Origin of the sequence: Hyphomonas sp. (assembly GCF_036964145.1) — a bacterium.
In the GTDB taxonomy this organism is placed as follows: Bacteria; Pseudomonadota; Alphaproteobacteria; order Caulobacterales; family Hyphomonadaceae; genus Hyphomonas.
Genome location: NZ_JBALUC010000003.1, coordinates 46,463 through 64,719 on the forward strand (window position 1 = coordinate 46,463; position 18,257 = coordinate 64,719).

Annotated in this window: 19 protein-coding genes; 5 read left to right on the forward strand and 14 right to left on the reverse strand. The window is 59.5% G+C overall.

What is annotated here, in order from left to right:
• Positions 1 to 36: 36 nt before the first annotated feature.
• The 5 genes from V7660_RS09930 (at position 37) to V7660_RS09950 (ending at position 3,034) form a co-directional block, all read left to right on the forward strand.
• Positions 37 to 411, forward strand: coding sequence for a mercuric transporter MerT family protein (locus V7660_RS09930; protein ID WP_034813607.1), 375 nt, complete (start codon positions 37 to 39; stop codon positions 409 to 411).
• 14 nt (positions 412 to 425) lie between these two features.
• The gene (locus V7660_RS09935) at positions 426 to 749 is read left to right on the forward strand and encodes a heavy-metal-associated domain-containing protein (protein ID WP_034798642.1); all 324 of its coding nucleotides are present in this window, start codon (positions 426 to 428) and stop codon (positions 747 to 749) included.
• Between the two features lie 175 nt (positions 750 to 924).
• The gene (locus tag V7660_RS09940; RefSeq protein WP_335603312.1) at positions 925 to 1,227 is read left to right on the forward strand and encodes an FAD-dependent oxidoreductase; all 303 of its coding nucleotides are present in this window, start codon (positions 925 to 927) and stop codon (positions 1,225 to 1,227) included.
• Entirely contained in the window at positions 1,184 to 2,635 is a 1,452-nt protein-coding gene (gene merA, locus V7660_RS09945) for a mercury(II) reductase (protein ID WP_291072980.1), read from the forward strand. Before V7660_RS09940 ends, merA begins: the two co-directional genes overlap by 44 nt.
• A 60-nt stretch (positions 2,636 to 2,695) precedes the next feature.
• On the forward strand, positions 2,696 to 3,034 hold the full coding sequence (locus V7660_RS09950) for a YnfA family protein (RefSeq protein WP_084419943.1): 339 nt from the start codon (positions 2,696 to 2,698) through the stop codon (positions 3,032 to 3,034).
• A gap of 70 nt (positions 3,035 to 3,104) precedes the next feature.
• On the opposite strand, the gene V7660_RS09955 is transcribed toward V7660_RS09950, so the two are convergent.
• The 14 genes from V7660_RS09955 to V7660_RS10020 form a co-directional block, all read right to left on the reverse strand.
• Positions 3,105 to 3,548 carry a copper-binding protein gene (locus V7660_RS09955; protein ID WP_335602904.1) on the reverse strand — a complete coding sequence of 148 codons (444 nt, stop codon included), beginning with the start codon at positions 3,546 to 3,548 and terminating at the stop codon, positions 3,105 to 3,107.
• Between the two features lie 101 nt (positions 3,549 to 3,649).
• Positions 3,650 to 4,150: a copper-binding protein gene (locus V7660_RS09960; protein ID WP_084419942.1), complete on the reverse strand. Its 501-nt coding sequence runs from the start codon at positions 4,148 to 4,150 to the stop codon at positions 3,650 to 3,652.
• A 94-nt stretch (positions 4,151 to 4,244) separates the two neighbouring features.
• Positions 4,245 to 4,460 carry a hypothetical protein gene (locus tag V7660_RS09965; protein ID WP_013301490.1) on the reverse strand — a complete coding sequence of 72 codons (216 nt, stop codon included), beginning with the start codon at positions 4,458 to 4,460 and terminating at the stop codon, positions 4,245 to 4,247.
• On the reverse strand, positions 4,457 to 7,672 hold the full coding sequence (locus V7660_RS09970) for an efflux RND transporter permease subunit (RefSeq protein WP_335602905.1): 3,216 nt from the start codon (positions 7,670 to 7,672) through the stop codon (positions 4,457 to 4,459). The genes V7660_RS09965 and V7660_RS09970 overlap by 4 nt, the downstream gene beginning before the upstream one ends.
• Positions 7,665 to 9,527 (reverse strand): efflux RND transporter periplasmic adaptor subunit, encoded by a 1,863-nt coding sequence (locus V7660_RS09975; protein ID WP_335602906.1) that lies wholly within the window; start codon positions 9,525 to 9,527, stop codon positions 7,665 to 7,667. Before V7660_RS09975 ends, V7660_RS09970 begins: the two co-directional genes overlap by 8 nt.
• Entirely contained in the window at positions 9,524 to 10,738 is a 1,215-nt protein-coding gene (locus V7660_RS09980) for a TolC family protein (RefSeq protein WP_335602907.1), read from the reverse strand. Before V7660_RS09980 ends, V7660_RS09975 begins: the two co-directional genes overlap by 4 nt.
• A gap of 72 nt (positions 10,739 to 10,810) precedes the next feature.
• The gene (locus V7660_RS09985) at positions 10,811 to 11,230 is read right to left on the reverse strand and encodes a hypothetical protein (RefSeq protein ID WP_034827468.1); all 420 of its coding nucleotides are present in this window, start codon (positions 11,228 to 11,230) and stop codon (positions 10,811 to 10,813) included.
• Positions 11,231 to 11,283: 53 nt separating this feature from the next.
• Complete coding sequence (locus V7660_RS09990) at positions 11,284 to 11,559, reverse strand: metal-sensitive transcriptional regulator (RefSeq protein ID WP_034798806.1); 276 nt, start codon at positions 11,557 to 11,559, stop codon at positions 11,284 to 11,286.
• Between the two features lie 106 nt (positions 11,560 to 11,665).
• On the reverse strand, positions 11,666 to 13,021 hold the full coding sequence (locus tag V7660_RS09995) for an MBL fold metallo-hydrolase (RefSeq protein WP_084419940.1): 1,356 nt from the start codon (positions 13,019 to 13,021) through the stop codon (positions 11,666 to 11,668).
• Positions 13,022 to 13,075: 54 nt separating this feature from the next.
• The gene (locus V7660_RS10000) at positions 13,076 to 13,630 is read right to left on the reverse strand and encodes a DUF305 domain-containing protein (RefSeq protein WP_034827488.1); all 555 of its coding nucleotides are present in this window, start codon (positions 13,628 to 13,630) and stop codon (positions 13,076 to 13,078) included.
• A 78-nt stretch (positions 13,631 to 13,708) separates the two neighbouring features.
• Positions 13,709 to 14,158 (reverse strand): ion channel, encoded by a 450-nt coding sequence (locus tag V7660_RS10005; protein ID WP_084419939.1) that lies wholly within the window; start codon positions 14,156 to 14,158, stop codon positions 13,709 to 13,711.
• A complete protein-coding gene (locus tag V7660_RS10010; protein ID WP_084419938.1) occupies positions 14,155 to 15,498 on the reverse strand; it encodes an APC family permease in 1,344 nt (447 codons plus the stop codon). Before V7660_RS10010 ends, V7660_RS10005 begins: the two co-directional genes overlap by 4 nt.
• A complete protein-coding gene (locus V7660_RS10015; protein WP_034827461.1) occupies positions 15,495 to 15,995 on the reverse strand; it encodes a DUF411 domain-containing protein in 501 nt (166 codons plus the stop codon). Before V7660_RS10015 ends, V7660_RS10010 begins: the two co-directional genes overlap by 4 nt.
• A gap of 17 nt (positions 15,996 to 16,012) precedes the next feature.
• On the reverse strand, positions 16,013 to 18,238 hold the full coding sequence (locus V7660_RS10020; protein ID WP_084419937.1) for a copper-transporting P-type ATPase: 2,226 nt from the start codon (positions 18,236 to 18,238) through the stop codon (positions 16,013 to 16,015).
• Positions 18,239 to 18,257 lie beyond the last annotated feature (19 nt).

An 18,257-nucleotide genomic window follows, 5' to 3' on the forward strand; every position in this document is an offset into this window, starting at 1 on the left:
TGATCATGATCAATAAAGCAATGGGAACAGCTGGTCATGGCAGGTACGGAAAACAGCCCAGCAAATGAGCGTCGCTCAAGGTGGCTTGTTGCCGGTGGCATGCTGGGGGCATTCCTTGCATCATCCTGCTGCATCGTGCCGCTTGTGCTGATCAGTCTCGGTGTTTCCGGAGCGTGGATTGGCCAGTTGACGGCGCTGGAACCCTACAAGCCCCTTTTTCTTCTGGTCGCGATCGGATTTCTCGCGGCTGGGTTCTGGGATGTCTATTTTCGAAAAACCAGTGTCTGCGAGGATGGTAGCTATTGCGCCCGTTTGCAGTCGTCAGTCGTCAAGCAGGTCGCCCTGTGGAGCGGCGCGCTTGTCGTGCTGGCGGCCTTGACCATCGATGTATGGGCACCGTTATTTTACTAGCCAGGGAGACAAGTATGAAACGCACATGGATGATCGCCGGACTGGCAGGTCTGGCACTCGCGGGGGGGCTCGCAGTCGCCGGCGCGCAGAATGCTCCGGATGCCTCGGTGGAGGTCGAACAGGCGACAGCCCGTTTTACGATCGGAAACATGACCTGCGCGACATGTCCGATTGCTGTCAGGAAAGCGATGATGCGTGTCGAGGGCGTTAAATCTGTCGATATCGATTATGCGGCCAGGACCGCAGAAGTGGTTTACGATACGGCGGCGACAACGCCTGAGCTGATCGCTGCGGCTTCAACCGATGTAGGATACCCGGCTAGCGTTACGGACGGTTGAACACGCAGCATCTGGAATATCCTGATGAGGCACCTGCCAGTCGATGTTCGCATACATCGTCAGATTTTCACACAAGGCTTTCACTTTGATGTCAAAATGGACTGACCGAAAACTGCTGATAACGGGTCTGGCCGGTACCGTCATTGCGACACCTTCTTGTTTTGCATCAATGAGCATGTGCCTCAGCCCCGGCCGGGTACCACAAATGGACAGGCTGAACCTTGAAGCTGCCTGCGCCGAGTGCACTCGGCGGGGCATCCAGGTGAACACATCGATGCGTACGAGCGATCCCGCGGTCTTCGCCGCAGGCGAATGCGGCGACAGCGGCCTCAACCTGATCCCGGCCACGCCTCCGACATCGGGTCGATGGTGTGATTTTGAATACTTGATCGAGGCCGCGTCGCCATGCCTGGTCACAAGCCAAGGAAGAAATAATGAATCAAACCGTAAAGACAGGCGATTGCTGCTCCGTCAATAAAAACGGCGACGACAGCTATGACCTCATCGTCATAGGTGCTGGCTCGGCCGGGTTTTCGGCTTCGATTAGCGCGGCCGAGGCCGGCAGGCGCGTGGCCATGGTTGGGCATGGCACCATCGGCGGCACCTGCGTCAATGTCGGCTGCGTGCCGTCCAAGGCGATGATACGGGCCGGTGAAGCGGTGCATGCTGGTACAGCGGCGGCACGGTTTCCGGGCATTGAGCCCTGTGCGCAGAGCGTGGACTGGTCGGCGGTCGTCAAGGGCACGGCCGATCTGGTCGACGAGATGCGCCAGAAAAAATACATCGACCTGCTGCCTTCCTATGAGAATGTCACCTATATCGAGGAAGGTGCCGCACGCCTGATCGAAGGCGGGATTGAGGTCGGCGGGCGGATCATCGCTGCACCGAAGGTTCTGATCGCCACCGGCTCGCGCCCTTTCTTGCCGGAAATTGACGGGATCGAGACCGTGGAGGCGCTCGATTCCTGGGACCTTCTCAGCCTGCCCGATCAGCCCGAAAGCATCCTGGTCCTGGGCGGCGGCTATATTGGCTGTGAACTGGCGCAGATGGCGTCGCGGCTGGGCGTCAAGGTTACACTGGTCACGCGTTCGCGCCTTCTGCCCGGCGTGGAACCGGAAGTGGCCAAGGCGTTGACCGACGCGTTGAAGGCTGAGGGTGTCGCGGTCGAGACCGGCCTGTCCTACCGATCGGTGAGACGGAGTGACGGCGGCGTCACGCTGACAATCGAACGGAGTGGAAAGCCTGTGACCCTCTCCGCGCAGCGGCTTGTGGCCACCACAGGCCGGGTGGCCAATTCCGAAGACCTCGGCTTGCGCGAGTTCGGCATCGAGACCGATGCGCGTGGATCGATCAAGGTCGGAGCCGACATGGCCACAACGCGGCCTGGCGTCTGGGCAGCGGGTGATGTCACCGATCGCGACCAGTTCGTCTACATGGCCGCTTATGGGGCCAAGGTGGCGGCCAACAATGCGCTCGGGCTTCTGGATTTGCGCTATGACAATGCGGCCATGCCCTGGGTCGTGTTCACCGATCCGCAGGTCGCCGGCGTCGGCCTTTCCGAGGTGCAGGCGAAGGCAGCCGGTCATGACGTCAAGACCAGCGTGCTGACGCTGGACCACGTGGCACGCGCCGCCGCCGCCCGCGATACCCGCGGCGTCATCAAGCTGGTCGCGGATGCGAAGACCGACCGCCTCCTGGGCGGACAGATCGCGGCGCCCGAAGGGTCTGATGCGATTCAGACGCTGGCTATGGCGTTGAAGTTCGGCATGACGAGCAAGGCGCTTGGCGAGACAATTTTTCCATACCTGACAACTGTTGAAGGGTTAAAATTGGCGGCACAGACGTTCGACAAGGACGTGGCGAAGCTTTCATGCTGCGCAGGCTGAAACCAATTTTAACCGCAACGGGGCCTCGCCAGTCCAGCCAGATCAGGTAACGTCCCAGCCATGGATATTCGCGCGACGTTGTTGATCTATGCTGGCGCGGCAGCCGCCGAAATCGCCGGTTGTTTTGCATTCTGGGCCTGGCTGCGGCTTGGAAAGTCCGCTTTCTGGCTGGTTCCGGGGATGATATCCCTTGTTGTATTCGCTTGGCTGCTGACACTGGTGGAAGCGTCTGCAGCCGGGCGCGCCTATGCCGCCTATGGTGGGGTTTACATAACTTCCTCGCTCATCTGGCTATGGACCATTGAGGGGGTTCGTCCCGACCGCTGGGATCTGATAGGGGTTGTAACCTGTCTGATCGGGGCTGCGGTTATTCTTTTTGGTCCGCGCATGCCAGTTTGACGCTATGGCGAAACGGGTCTTTATCGTCTTCCCTTTAGCTCGATCGGGGACAGTGCCGGAGTATGCCGCCTTACTGATCTGGAGGGTTGTGCGGATAGACTGTTTCTTGGTCCGGGCAGTCGCGGCCATTCGCGGGAATGCTGCAAATTTCCATGATGCGATGAGAACCGTCCCGGCCCCGTTTGACCTGGAAGATCACGTCATCGCCTTCAGAGAGGTCAGTCAGCTCAAGATCGCCCATTAAAGCGAAACTCATGGTCATCGCGCCCATGGCGATGCCTTCGAAAGGGCCATGGTCGATGGTGACCCGGCCGTCGTCGCGATCAAGGGATGTGATCCTGCCCGTGGCCCGTCCAGTATCGCCGGGCATAGCTTCATCTGCCTGTTCGAACGGTTCAGGCCTGGTCTGGTCCGCAGGGCCGGATGCTGGCGGCGTTCGGCTTTCGGGGTCACTGCAGGCTGTCAGGGAAACGGAACCTAACAAGAAGGCAGCAATCAGAATTCTTTGAGTCATTGGGATTTCCTGGTGAACTTATCGGGAGACGCAGGCATTCCGGCCGCGGAACGCGGCCGGAACCTGATTTACGATCTTTTTGGCTTGAAACAGAGGACCGGCTAGTGATCGGTGTCGTCATGATCCTTGCCTGACATGCCGGACATGGATCCGTGTCCGCCCATGTTGCAGTCCATCATGCCGTCGCCTTTCATCATCGACATCATGGATTGCTTGAAAGCATCCGGATCGCCGCCGATCGGCATCATCATGGCGATATCATAATTGTCGCTGTCGTCCTGCTTGAGCATGAAATGGACGTTGTCGCCATTCTCGAATTTGTCGAGCGCAACCATTCCGCCGACCTCGAAGTCCATTGTCATTTCACCCCAGCCGATCTTCTTGATCGGATCGTGTGAAATATTGACGGTTCGGGCATCCAGATCGACGCCGTTAATGACGCCAAAGCCGGGCGCCATGTCGCCGCAGCAGCTCATGCCGGACATGTCCATGTCTTTCATGCTGTCCATTTTCATGCCGGCCTCCTGGGCGAGCGCCGGACCAATCAGGGCCAGTCCGAGGATTGCGCCTGTGACTGCTGTCTTTCTGACGAGGGTTTTCATCGTTTTCTTCCTTTTTGATTGTCAGGCGCGGCTTTCAACAGAGGCCCCCGATGCGCGCCGGGACGGGGGAATAGGGTGGATGGACACGGGACTATTATTTCGACCTCAGATATTTGATGAGGGCAGCGATCCCGAGCAGGAGGAGGAGCACAGCAAGCAGCATGAACACCGTGCCGAACAGGCCGCCACCCATCATGCCGCCGTCGATCATCATTCTGCCTGATGAGCGATCCTGCGCGGCCGCCGGCAGCATGGCGCTACTCAGAAGCAGTGGAAACAAAAGCGGAATTTTCAACAGGTGTCTCGTCATGGTTTTTCTCCTTCGGGGGTGAATGAGCCAGCCCGGTTATCCGGTTCGGCCCGGGGGAAATCTGATGGAATCTGCAGCCCGACCCGGATGTAGTAGATGGCCGGGATCACGATCAGGGAGAGGATGAGGGTTGAGGCCATGCCGCCAAGCATGGGCAGGGCAATCCGGCGCATGACGTCCGATCCGAGGCCGTCGGTCAGGAAGATCGGGGCAAGACCTGCAAAAATGGTCGTGACCGTCATCAACTTCGGCCTGACGCGCATGGCCGCGCCCTTGCTGACAGCTGCGAAAAGCTGGCTCCTGTCAGACGGGTTCGCCTTGCGGACTTCCGCGTCGATATAGAGCAGCATCACGACGGCTGTCTCGACCGCGATGCCGCCCAGGGCGATGAAACCGACCGCGACGGCTACTGACAGATTGTAGCCTGCCAACCAGACGGCCCACATTCCGCCGACCAGGCCGAATGGCAGGCTGGCCATGATGATCAGGGTCCGGTCGAGCCGACCGAAATGTAGCATCAGCAGCAGGAAGATCAGTGCAATCGCAGCTGGAATGGCGATCTTCAGCCGCGCATTCGCTTCCTGCATCTGTTCATACTGTCCGGAGAACTCCACCGCATATCCCGCAGGCAGGTCGACGGCGTTGGCAATCACCTGTCCGGCGTCTGCAACATAGCTGCCCATGTCCCGGTCCGCGATATCGACGAAAACCCAGCCAGTCAGCCTGGCATTTTCCGATCGGATCATTGGCGGGCCTTCCGCATAGGAAATGTCCGCCAGTTCGCTGAGAGGGATATGGGCGCCGGACGGGGCGGGCACGAGTATCTCTTCCAGGTCTGTGGCACTCTCACGAAATGGCCGATCATAGCGCAGGATGATGTCATAGCGTTCCCGGCCCTCGACAGACTGGGAGAGTGTCATGCCGCCCAGGGCGGTTTGGATCACGGACTGGAAGGCTGCCATGTCGATATTCCGCCGGGCGAGTTCGCCCCTATCCGGCGTGATCTCGAGATATTTTCCGCCCATGACCCTGTCGGCGAAGGCCGAGCGCGTTCCGGGTACGTCCGAAATGGCCGCTTCTATGTCCCGGGCAATGGTCTCAATCTCTGTCAGATCATCGCCCGTAACCTTGATGCCAATGGGCGTGCGCACACCTGTTGAAACCATGTCCATGCGAATCTTGATCGGATAGCCCCATGAATTCACGAGGCCGGGCATTTGCAGCTTGGCATCGAGCTCATCGGTGATGTCCTCGACCGTCACACCTGGCCGCCAATCCTCCTTCGGTTTCAGCTTGATCCAGGTCTCGATCATGGTGAGTGGCGCTGGATCGGTTGCGGTATCGGCGCGCCCGGCCTTGCCGAAGACACGATCGACTTCTGGCACGGTCTTGATGACGCGGTTTGTCTGGCCAAGAATCTCCCGCATCTTGGTGGATGACACGCCGGGCAGGGTGGTCGGCATGTAGAGGAGCTCGCCTTCATAAAGGGCCGGCATGAATTCCGAGCCGATCCTCTGGACCGGCACGATGACGGTGGCCGTCAGCGCGAGCGCAAGGGCGACCGTGATCCATTTGAACCTCAGGGCTAGATGGAGCAGCGGTTTGTAGGCCCAGACGAAGAAGGCGTTCAGGGGATTGGCTTCCTCGCGCCGGAACCGACCCCGCATCAGGTACAGCATCAGAACCGGGACAAGTGTCACCGACAGAATGGCCGCGAAGGCCATCGCATAGGTCTTGGTATAGGCAAGAGGACTGAAGAGCCTGAAGCTCTGACCGGTCAGGGCAAAGACGGGCAGGAAGGAGACCGTGATGATGAGGAGTGAAAAGAATATGCCGGGGCCGACTTCCTGAGCCGACTCGACCAGCGCCTGGCGGCGCACGCTCGGATCGGGTTTCGGTCCCAGATCCGCCAGTTTCCGGCTGGCATTCTCGACAAGCACAATCGAGGCGTCGACCATGGCGCCGATCGCGATGGCGATCCCGCCAAGTGACATGATGTTCGCTGTGACACCTTGCCAGGACATGATCAGGAACGCGCCGAGCACTCCGAGCGGCAAGGTGATGATGGCAACCAGAGACGACCTTACATGGAGGAGGAAGATCAGGATGACGAGCGCAACCGCGATGCCTTCCTCGATCAGCTTGTCTTTCAGATAATCGACCGAACCCTCGATGAGTGGCGCGCGGTCATACACAGTGACAATCTCGACGCCTTCCGGCAGGCCGCGCTGGAGACTATCAAGTTTCTCCTTCACACGTTCGATCACCGACAGCGCATTCTCGCCATCGCGCATCACCACGATGCCGGACACCGTTTCGCCTTCGCCATTGAGTTCGACAATGCTGCGCCGGAGGGCCGGGCCTTCGACAATCCGGGCGACATGGCTCAGCTGGACGGGGGTGCCATCCTCTGCCTTGACCACGACCTGTTCGAGATCAAGCTTCTCATCGACATAGCCTGATGAGCGGATGACATATTCCGTTTCGCCCTGTTCGAGCACGCGGCCACCGACTTCGCTTGAGGCTGCGCGGACCGCGTCACGGATACGGGTGATCGACAGGTCGTAACTTCTCAGGCGATTGGGATCGAGTAGCACCTGGTATTCCCGGACAAAACCGCCGACCGAAGCGACTTCAGAGACCCCTTCCACTCCGGCGAGTTCAAGTTTCAGGAACCAGTCCTGGAGTGAACGCAGCTCGGCGAGATCGGTCTTGCCGGTCTTGTCGACCAAGGCATACTGATAGACCCAGCCAACGCCGGTCGCATCCGGTCCGATCTGGGGTACGGCGCCTTCCGGGAGTTCGGACCCCAGCCGGGACAAGGCTTCGAGAACGCGCGAGCGGGCCCAGTAGAGGTCAACATCATCGTCAAATATGACATACACAAAACTGGTGCCGAACATTGAGGAGCCGCGCACGTCCTTGGTCTTCGGCAGACCGAGAAGGTTCGTCGATAGTGGATAGGTGACGAGGTCCTCGACAATCTGCGGGCTCTGGCCAGGAAAATCGGTGCGAATGATGACCTGGGTATCTGTCAGGTCCGGCACTGCATCGAGCGGCGTGCGCTGGATCGCCATCCACCCGGTCACAGCCAGTGCAGCGGCGAGCATGAGGACGATGAGCTGGTTGGAAACCGACCAGGAGATCAGCATTGCCACCCATGATTTGGAGGGGTCTTGCCCCGCGAGGTCTCTGTCGTTTCGTTTAGTCATGACTGTCCCCCGAATGCCCAGGGGCCTGGTCAGCGCCAGTCTCGCTGTCATTGGTCGTCATCGACATGCCGGCCATCGGGTTGGGCCAGTCAATCCGTTCGGCTCCATCTGCGCTGTACGGATTGGCTGGTTTCGCTTCTTCCTGCAGCCAGTACCGGCCCGTTGCGGTGTCCCGGTAGAGCACCAGACCAGCCTCGCTGTAATGCTGAGGTGCGCCTTCCAGCAGCCAGGGTTTCAAGGCCTCGACCAGGTCTGAGAGTTGTGTGGCAAGGTCTTCGCGGTCCGTGGCGTCCTGCGCGACGGCGAGAGCGGTTTGCGTAGCATCCATGACCGGTGCCAGTTTCGTGTTCGCGTAACGGTCCCGCAGCACTGGCACCAGGGCGAGCGCCGGGTCCACGAATAGCGGATCGATGTCATACCCGTCTGTCAGGGCCTCGTGGAAGTAGAGCGCCATGTCAGTGAAGTGATCGATTTCGGCGAGGGCTTTACTATCCACCGGAATATCGGAGAGCGGTGTTTCCGGACTGGCCGCGCTCGCATCCGGAGCTTCCAGCTTGGCAAGGCCTTCTTTCAGGTTGGCTTCGCTATCGAGCAGGAACTGCCCGCTGGCGACGACCATGTCGCCGCTTTCCAGACCCGACAGGATTTCGGTCCGGCCATTGGCCGAAATCCCGGTTTGCACGGCGCGTCCGGAGAAGCGGCCATTGCCTTCGGCGATGACGACACGGGCGCCCTCGCTACCGAGCAAAATGGCTTCACTTGGAACCGAAAGACGCGGTCGGCCGCCGATATTCAGCCTTATGTCCGCATAGGCGCCCGGGCGAAGATAGCCCGACGCATTGTCCACTTCGATCCGGACGTCGGCTGTACGGGTTTTCGGGTCGATTGTCGGATAGATATAGTCGACCTCGCCTTTGCCGGGGGCATCGGGCGCGCTCGGAAAATCGAGTTCGGCCTGCATGCCTGTTTCCACCAGAGGCAAATCGCTCTCCGGCACCGAGGCAATGACCCAGACATCGGCATAGGATTGCAGGCGTAATATAGGCGTGCCGGGTTTGACATAGTCGCCATTGCGGACCTGGAGCTCGGCAACCGTGCCGCCGGCTTCTGCGTAAACCGGAACACGTTCAATGACCTGGCGGGTTTCGGTCAGCCGGTCGATGGCCGCATTCTGCATGCCAAGGGAGCGCAGGCGCTGGCGAACCGACGCGATGCGCGCTTCGTTACCGATCCTGAACGAGTTCAGATAATCTTTCTGCGCGGCGATCAGGTCCGGACTGTAGATCCGGTAGAGGAGACTGCCGGGGCGGACGGTGTCGCCCTCGGCATTGACCGCCAGATTCTCAATCCAGCCTTCTAGCCGCGAGACGGTAACATTTTCGAGCCGTTCATTGGTCTCGACCGTGCCGAAGGCTCTCAGTACACGGCTGAAATCCCTGGTCTCGGCAGGTGATGTCCGGATCCCCATGGTCTGGATCATTTCCGGCGAGACGGCCACGCCCGATCCGGTGTCATCGGCATAAACCGGGATGTAATCCATGCCCATGGAATCCTTTTTCGGAACAGGCGAGGTGTCCGGCTTACCCATGGGATGCTTGTAGTACAGGATTTCCCCTGTTGAGCTCGTCGGTTCCTGGGTCTTGTCGGCAGGCACCAGGTCCATGCCACAGATCGGGCAGGTGCCGTCCGGATCGGTCGAAATATAGTGCGGGTGCATGGGGCAGGTGTATCGTTGCGTCTCGCTCGAGGCGTTCGGTTTTTCACCCTGGCCGCCCGGTGATCCGCCCGGTGCGCCGCATGCGGCGAGCAAGAGGGCGGCAGATGCGGTGCCCATTATCAGGAATGTCTTTTTCATTGTGTCACCAGGAGGGCATTCAGGCGTGCGATCGCAGCGGCCTTGCGGGCCGTTTCAGCTTCGATTTCCGCCCGGAGTTTGAGAATGGCGATCTCGCCGTCGATGATCGGCGCATAACCGCCAACACCGGATTCATAAGCAATCAGCTGGGCCTCGACTTCGTCTTCGACGGCAGCAATCTTGACCTGCAGCACGTCGATACTGGCATCGGCCGCGCGTATAATGGCGTCCCGGGACGCATACTGGGCCGCCGCATTCCGCGCGGCAGCCTGGTAGCGTTGCTCGGCGCCGGCCCGCTCAGCCTTTGCGGCGCGCAAGTTCGGTACCTGCTTCCTTTCGGCCCAGAGCGGAACCGTAAAAGTCACCATACCGGAGACCCAGTCATCCCCCGCGAACATCGCGCCTTCATCGCGCTGTTGATAGGTGAGCTGGGCCCCCCATTCTGGCTTCCAGGCCGCGCGGGCCTCGTCGATACCGTAATCGGTAACGCGGACGGCCGCGTCGGCAATGCGTACGGTGTGGAACTCAAGCGCTGCGCCGGACCAGTCTCTTTCAGTCAGGGGAGGGAGGCCGGTCGAAGGGACCAGTCCGACGAGTTCGATCAGGCGCGCATCGGTCTCGGCTTCCTGCCGGTCAAGATCAACAAGCGTCCGGGAAACTTCTGCCCGTTCGCTTTCAATTTCGGCAAGGCGATAGACGGCCGGGCGGCCCGCATCGATCTCGGCCTCGACAATGTCGACAAGCTCGTCGTATTTGGCGTTTCGCGCTTCGGCGAGGGATCTCTGCCTGGTCAGTCTAGTCTTGTCAGCGAGAAGAGCGATGAGTTCGGCGCGCAAGGCCGCATAACGGGCATCGCGAACCGCCTCGGTCTGTGCTGACATCGCCCGGGCTTCACCGGCGCGGGCTTCACGGCCCGCGAAGCTCGGAAATTGTTGCCGGATACCAACGGCTTTATTGGTCGGCAAGTAACTGTCGAACGAGGGATCGAAAATCGGAAAGTTGTTGATCCCGAGGGATACGACGGGGTCCGGGAGTGCGGTTGAGGCGACAGCACGCTCCCGGTCGGCCTCGGCATCGTAACCGAGAGCGGAGAGGCTTGGATGGGCCTCGAGACGGGCTTCAAGCTCGGCAAAGCTCTGAGCGTTGGCAACCGCCGCCAGGGGCACAGCGGCAAACGCTGCGACCAGCAGCATTCTTGAAATGTGGGGCATGATAAAACGGGCTCTTCTGAATTGTGAGAAGCGATGACGACGGGCTGCTGTGGCGGCCGCAGGTCATCGCTCTCAATTCAGGAAGCGCTGCTTTAGCGATATTGGCGTGTGCTGGACGATATCCAGCCGAGGTGGAGGCCCGGTCTTTAGCGTTTCGCGCTCTGGCAGGAATGCCTTTGGTGGGTTAGCGAGAACCGCAGCAAATTCTGCGTCTACATTCGCAACAGGTGCAACTGGATTGGCGTCACTGTGCGCCTGGATAAGCATGGGTGCACAGTCGTATCCCGCGGGGCAATCAGACGATGATGCCTGATCTGTATGCCCGGTGTCGGCCATGGCTTCCATCGCCATGTCATTACAGGGGTGATTGCTGCTCATTTCAGTCGGCGCGGTTTCGGAGGTCCCGACCATCAATGGACACGCCATGACCGGATGAGCCGCCATGAAGGCAGCGGCAAACAGTGTCAGGAGGCGGGTCACAAACTGCATCATTGTTCAAATACGTGAAAAGATTAAAACTTTCATTTCAACAAACTGTGAGGCCGCTACTTCTTGCGGCCACCAAGCACAGCAACAAGTTCCTCGACCTTTTCACGCCGGTCATCGACATTGCTTCCGGTCAGGGCATGATCCACACACGTTGCGATATGGTCATCCAGGATAACGGCCTCGAGGCCGACAAGCGCGGCCTTCACAGCCTGCACCTGACGAATGACATCAATACAATACCGATCGTCGGACACCATCTTCGTGATGCCGCGCACTTGTCCCTCGATGCGGGCAAGCCTTCGGGTCGCGGCCTCTTTGGTTTCAGTCTTCATGGCAAATACCCCATACAGGGTATCCATATGGGGACCTCGTGAAGCAATTTCCAGTCTCTTTATGCGTCAGAAACGAAAGGTTCAGCCCAAGATGGACTGACAGTCATCACTCAATGGCATTTCCAGCTGCGGTCCACGCCTTCATCGAGCCGATATAGACATCGACCTCGGAGAACCCCTTCCGCATGAGCTGCGAGGCGGCAATGGTGGCCCGGGCGCCGCTTCCGCACATGACGGTGACGGGCTTGTCCGGGTCGAGGTCACTGGCCGCATCAGGCAGCTTGCCGACATAAGCGTGCTTGCTGTCCTTGATATGGCCGCTCTCATATTCGTCGATGGCCCGGACATCGAGCAGGGTCCAGCCAGCCGGCGGGTTGTCTACGCGCGCGGCGACGGTTTCGGTATCGACGAAGTCGAGTGTGTCGAGCGGGCCGTTCTGGACCGCCACGGGCATGGCGCCGCTGACAAATCCGCTCACATTGTCGAAGCCGATCCGCTGAAGCGTGGTGGCCGCATCGACCGCCTGGTCGTCATCGCGCGCTACCAGCAGCACCGGTTTGTCGCCTGGCAGCAACCAGCCCGCGAAGGCGGCAAGCATGTCATCCGGGATGCAGAGCGAGCCCGTGCGGTGTCCGCCGGCAAAGTCGAATATGCCACGGACATCGAGGCAGACCGCATCGCCCGGATCGAGCAACCTGGCCGGGGAGGCGGGCAGGGGCGCCGGCGGCGCATCTTCGGTGCCTTCCATATTGCCCTCTTCCATGCGCCGGAAGTATGGCGGGATGTAGTGGTTCTCGGCTACCTTGGCGTCGATGAAAGCCTCCCGGTCATCGATCTGCAGGCTCGGATTGTTGAGCTTTTCATGGCCGATGGAGGAAAACTCCCGGTCGGCCATGCCCGAGCCACAAACCGAACCGGCGCCATGCGCGGGATAGACGAGGCACTGGTCGCCGAGCCTCATCAGTTTCTCCAGGCTGTCATAGAGCAGGCCGGCGACTTCGCGTTTGCGGTCGGGATAGAAGTCCGTGCGCCCGACATCGCCAATGAACAGGGCATCGCCCGTGAACACGCCAACCGGGCCTTCCTCAAAGCTCTTGTCATAAAGCACGTAGGACAGGCTGTCGTCGGTGTGCCCGGGCGTTTCAAGCACCTTCAGGAGCGCGCCGCCAATCTCGAACGTGTCGCCTTCCCGCGTCTCGGCTGCATACTGGATCGGCTTTTCAGGGTTCGGCCCGTGCCAGACCTTTGCGCCAGTCTCTTCCTTCAGGACAGGGGCGCCTGAGAGCAGGTCCTCGTTCCGGTGGGTTTCGAAGACGTGCTTGATGACAGAGCCTTCCTCACGGGCGAGGTCCAGATAGATGTCGATGTCACGCCGCGGATCGATGACCGCAGCTTCGCCATCGGCGCTCAGGAAGTAGGAAAGGTGGGCAAGGCCCTGTGTCTTGATCTTTTCAAGTCTCATTCTGTTTCGCTCCTTTTCGGGATCGAATGGGTCTGACTGGACGTGGAAGGCGCGTTAGTCCTCCGCGATGGCTGCCCCGGCAGCGTCGTCTGGATTGAGCGTGCCTTCAAAGGGGGGAACGGGGCGGCTCGCCGCCTCCCTTTCCGTCGATGCCGGGCCATTCTCCGCGATGTCGGAAATCAGCCATTCCATTTCCTTGATCTCGCGGCGCTGCGCCGTGATGATCTCGTCGGCAAGCTCGCGCACACGGACATCCTCGATGCCGGCGCGTTCACTTGTCATGATGGCAATGGAGTGGTGGGGGATCATCGCTTTCATGTAGGACCGGTCGTCGACAGTGCTCTGGCTGCGCACCAGCCAGAGGGCCAGGACGAACACGACCGCAGCGCCAATGAAAATGCCGAAATTGATCCGGCTGTCCTTGTACATGTTGAGCATGAAGCTCAGCATCACGACGGCCATCGCGGCGCCCATGATGAAGGCCATGTAGAAGCGCGTTTCGCTCCAGCGAACATGCTCCCACGCATAGGTGTTGAGGTACATCAGCCCAAACATCACGATCATCGATGTGATGATCATTGCGCCAAACCGCCAATAACTGTTCTTCATATCCACTTTCAACATCCTCCTTATACAGTGGTGGGGTATTTCCACGACTAACGGAGAAGTGTGTGAACAGGTTCCGAGTTAATCCGATGCTCGAATTCCGCCTGAAGTTGGACCATCCATTTGGTTTCGCATCAGGAGGAAAATGAAGGATGCCGAGCACGAAATCAGCAGGAAACCATTGAGTGATTCCAGTCCCGCCAGGAACCGCGAATGTCCGGTTGGATAGATATCGCCCAGCCCAAGCGATGTGTAGTTGACGAGGGAGAAATAGAATATGTCCATGAACCCGTCCGCTTGCCCGCCCTTGAAACCACCCAAGTCAAAGGCATCCAGTAGCGTAAAGCTGGTTGCATAGAGCGCTGCCTCAGCGAGGTGCGCCAGGCCTGCACCTACGATACCCGAAACAACGATCGGGAGACCTGAACGCGCTTCATGGTTCAGGCGTCGGTGCAGATGCGCCAGTGCGAGATAATGCACCGTGCTTGCCAGCACAAAAGTGAGCAGTCCGATCAAGGTTGCAATGATCATGAATGGGCTTTGTGCTGGTCGTTTCCGGACTCCTCTCCGGGAGGATTGTCGCGGAGACGTTTCAGAAAGAAATGCTCGAATGAAAAGACTACAACCATGCCGAAAGCCGCGATCAGGATGATGACTGGATCGGCTTGCCACTTCAGGAGGAGGAAGGCGATCAGGACGACGGCATCGAGCGCTATCGCACAGATAAGGATTGCAGGTGCGGCGCCGACATCCTTTCTCAAATGCCGGAAGACGCCCCAATGGATGATGATATCCATGACCAGATAGAAGATTGCGCCAAGCGAAGCGATGCGACTGAGATCGAAGAAAGCCGCGAGCAATCCGGCAGCCACAACCGTATAGACGAGCGTATGACGCTGTACCGTTCCGGGCATGCCGAAATGTCTATGCGGAATCAGGTTCATGTCGGTCAGCATGGCGAGCATGCGGGAGACGGCAAACAAGCTGGCAAGCAGGCCTGAAGCTGTCGCGATGATCGCAATCGTTACTGTGAACCACAATCCATAGTTTCCAAGTGCTGGCCGGGCCGCTTCGGCGAGAGCATAGTCCTTCGCCGCAACAATCTCCGAGACAGTGAGGGTTGATCCGACAGCGAAACAGACAAGGAGATAGATGAAAGTGCAGATCGCAAGTGAGATCATGATGGCCCGCCCGACATTGCGGGTCGGTTGCTTCACCTCGTCGCCACTGTTCGTGATGGTGGTGAATCCCTTATAGGCCAGGATGGCGAGCGCGACGCCGGCCAGGAACCCACCGGCAGATGTGCTGTCAGCGAAACCGTCTGCTGCTGGCTGGAAGCTGAATCCGGCAGCCCAGATCGCAATAAGCGCGAAAATCAGTATGCCACCAATCTTGAGAATAGCCGTGACCTTCGATACGCCGCCGATCACCTGATTACCGGCAATATTGATCACGAAAGCCAGGATAATCAGTCCGATTGCCAGCAAGGGGACGAATATGCCGCCCTCGACGCCAAACAGCTGCAGCGTGTACGTACCGAACGTGCGGGCGACCAGGCTTTCATTGATGATCATCGAGAACGCCATCAGCAGGGCGGCGCTTCCGGTCACGGTAGACGGGCCGTAAGCGCGTTGGAGTATCATCGCGATGCCGCCGGCGCTAGGATACTTGTTGGAGACCTTGATATAGGAATAGGCGCTGAAGCCGCTGATGATGGCTGCCGTGAGGAAGGCGAGCGGAAACAGGTCGCCTGCAAATTCAGCGACCTGACCGGTCAGGGCAAAGATGCCGGCACCGATCATCACGCCCGTCCCCATGGCGACGGTGCCCGCCAGCGTCAGTGACCCTTGCTTGTAGTCATCCTCACTCATGGTCTTGCCTGTTCGGAGACCAATTGCGTTCCCCGATAGGAGGCATATGTCCTGGCATCCTCTCCAGAGAAGATGATGACATCATACCGATCTGGCGCGTTCGGTGTTTCCATGCCGGGAGAGCCTTGCGGCATGCCGGGCACCGAGACGCCGTTGACGTCAGGCTTTTCTTCGAGCAAGCGTCGTATTTCCCGAGCGGGAACGTGACCTTCAACGACATATCCGTCGACTTCTGCGGTATGGCAACTCATCAGTTCATCCCGAACACCAAGCCGTGACCGAATGGGTGTCAGGTCCTCTTCCTCTTTCACGATGACGTAGAAACCCTCGTCATGCAGGTGGTCCACCCAGGCGGCGCAGCAACCGCACCATGGCGTCTTGTGTACAGTGACTGTTTGCGCGTTGGCTGCGGGTGACGCGGAGAAGAGCATCACGCCCGCTATCAGGGCTGCAATCATCAGCGCACCGAGCGCGCTCATAGCAAGTGGTCTGGACATGTCTGTGCTCCGGAAAATTAGAGTTTAAGGGTTCTCAGCCGCAAGGCGTTGCCGATAACAGATACGGAGCTGAAACTCATGGCGGCCGCCGCGATCATCGGGCTCAGTAACAAGCCGAAGAAGGGATACAGAATGCCAGCGGCAACCGGCACGCCAAGCGTATTGTAGAAGAACGCGAAGAACAGGTTCTGGCGGATGTTGCGCATCGTGGCGTGGCTGAGCTCCCGGGCCTTTGCGACCCCGATCAGATCGCCTTTCACAAGCGTTACACCGGCACTCTCCATGGCCACATCGGTTCCGGTTCCCATGGCGATTCCGACATCCGCCTGAGCGAGCGCGGGCGCATCATTTATGCCGTCACCGCACATGGCCACGCGGGCACCGTTCTTCTGGAGTTCGGACACGATCCGATGCTTGTCTTCAGGCGAGACGTCGGCGTGAACCTCATCGATGCCGACCTTGTCGGCGACCGCGCGTGCTGTCGTCTCATTGTCACCTGTCAACATCACAATCTTCAACCCTTCGGCATGAAGACGTCTGATGGCTTCCGGTGTCGTCTCCTTGATCGGGTCCGCCACAGAGACAAGGCCTGCCGGTTTTCCGTCGACGGCGGCGAACATAACCGTCTGGCCTTCGGTGCGGTACTGGTCAGCGCGTGTCCCGAGGTCGTCAGACCAGCCCCCGATCCGCTGCATCATCTTTCTGTTGCCGATGGCGACGGTTTGGCCGTCGACGCTTGCCTGCGCACCTTCGCCAGTGACGGATTCAAATCCGTGCGCATCCTTGTGAGGCGCGCCCTTGCCTTTTGCGCCACGCACGATCGCGTCGGCAAGTGGGTGCTCGCTCAAACGTTCCACCGCGGCTACGAGACTAAGCAACGAGGCTTCGTCGAAGCCTTCGCCTGGCTGGACGCGTACCAGTTCGGGGCGTCCGAGCGTCAACGTCCCGGTCTTGTCGACCACGATCGTATCGACCTTCTCAAGCGTCTCCAACGCTTCAGCATTCTTGATCAGGATGCCGTTGGACGCGCCCTTGCCCGTGCCGACCATGATCGACATCGGGGTTGCCAGACCTAGCGCACAGGGACATGCGATGATCAGGACGGCAACGGCATTCACGATCGCAAAAGCCATCGCCGGGTCGGGTCCGAACACGGCCCACACGACAAAGGTCAGGATTGCAATTCCAATAACAGCCGGAACGAACCAGGCAGCGACGAGATCAGCGAGCCGCTGGATTGGAGCTCGGGACCGCTGAGCGGCGGCAACCATTCGGACAATCTGGGACAAGAGCGTGTCTTCGCCCACATGTGTCGCCTTCATAACGAGCGACCCGGTTCCGTTGACCGTGCCGCCGGTCACACGGGCGCCAGCGGCTTTTTCGACGGGCAGGGGTTCGCCGGTGACCATGGACTCGTCAACCGACCCATGGCCGTCGACGACCTCGCCATCGACCGGGATCTTCTCACCTGGCCGGACCCGCAGCTTGTCGCCAGACTTTACATCCGCGAGATCGACATCCTGTTCGCTGCCATCGTCAGCAATCCTGCGCGCAGTAGCAGGGGCAAGCTCCAGCAGTGCACGAATGGCTCCTGAGGTGGCGTTGCGCGCGCGCAGTTCGAGCACCTGGCCAAGTAAAACCAGCGTAACGATGACGGCGGCCGCCTCGTAGTAGACTGCTACCGCGCCGCCATGCCCACGGAATGAATCGGGAAATATGCCGGGCGCGAATGTTGCGACCAGGGAATAAATATAGGCCACGCCGACGCCCATCGCGATCAGGGTGAACATGTTGAGGTTGCGTCGCTTCACGGATTGCCAGCCGCGCACGAAGAAAGGCCAGCCGGCCCAAACGACAACGGGAGTCGCGATCAGGGCCTGAAGCCAGACACTCCATGTCGGATCAATCCAGTGCCTGAGCGGGCTGCCGGGAATCATTTCGCCCATGACAAAGGCGAGCAGTGGCGCCGAGAAGACAAGGGCGACCCAGAAGCGCCGCGTCATGTCATCCAGTTCGCTGGTATCCTGCTCGGCCGTCACCGTTTCCGGTTCGAGCGCCATGCCGCAGATCGGGCAGCCTGTATTGGCAGTTTCGCGTACCTGCGGATGCATGGGACAGGTCCAGACGGTGCCGGCATAGCCGATCGGAACCTTGTCATAGGCATCATCGGGCTTCTCTGGAGCGGCCTGATCGTTGTGATGGCACGCATGTCCGGAATGGGCGTGAGAAGTGTCGTTGGTCATGGCTCTGACTCTTTCAGCA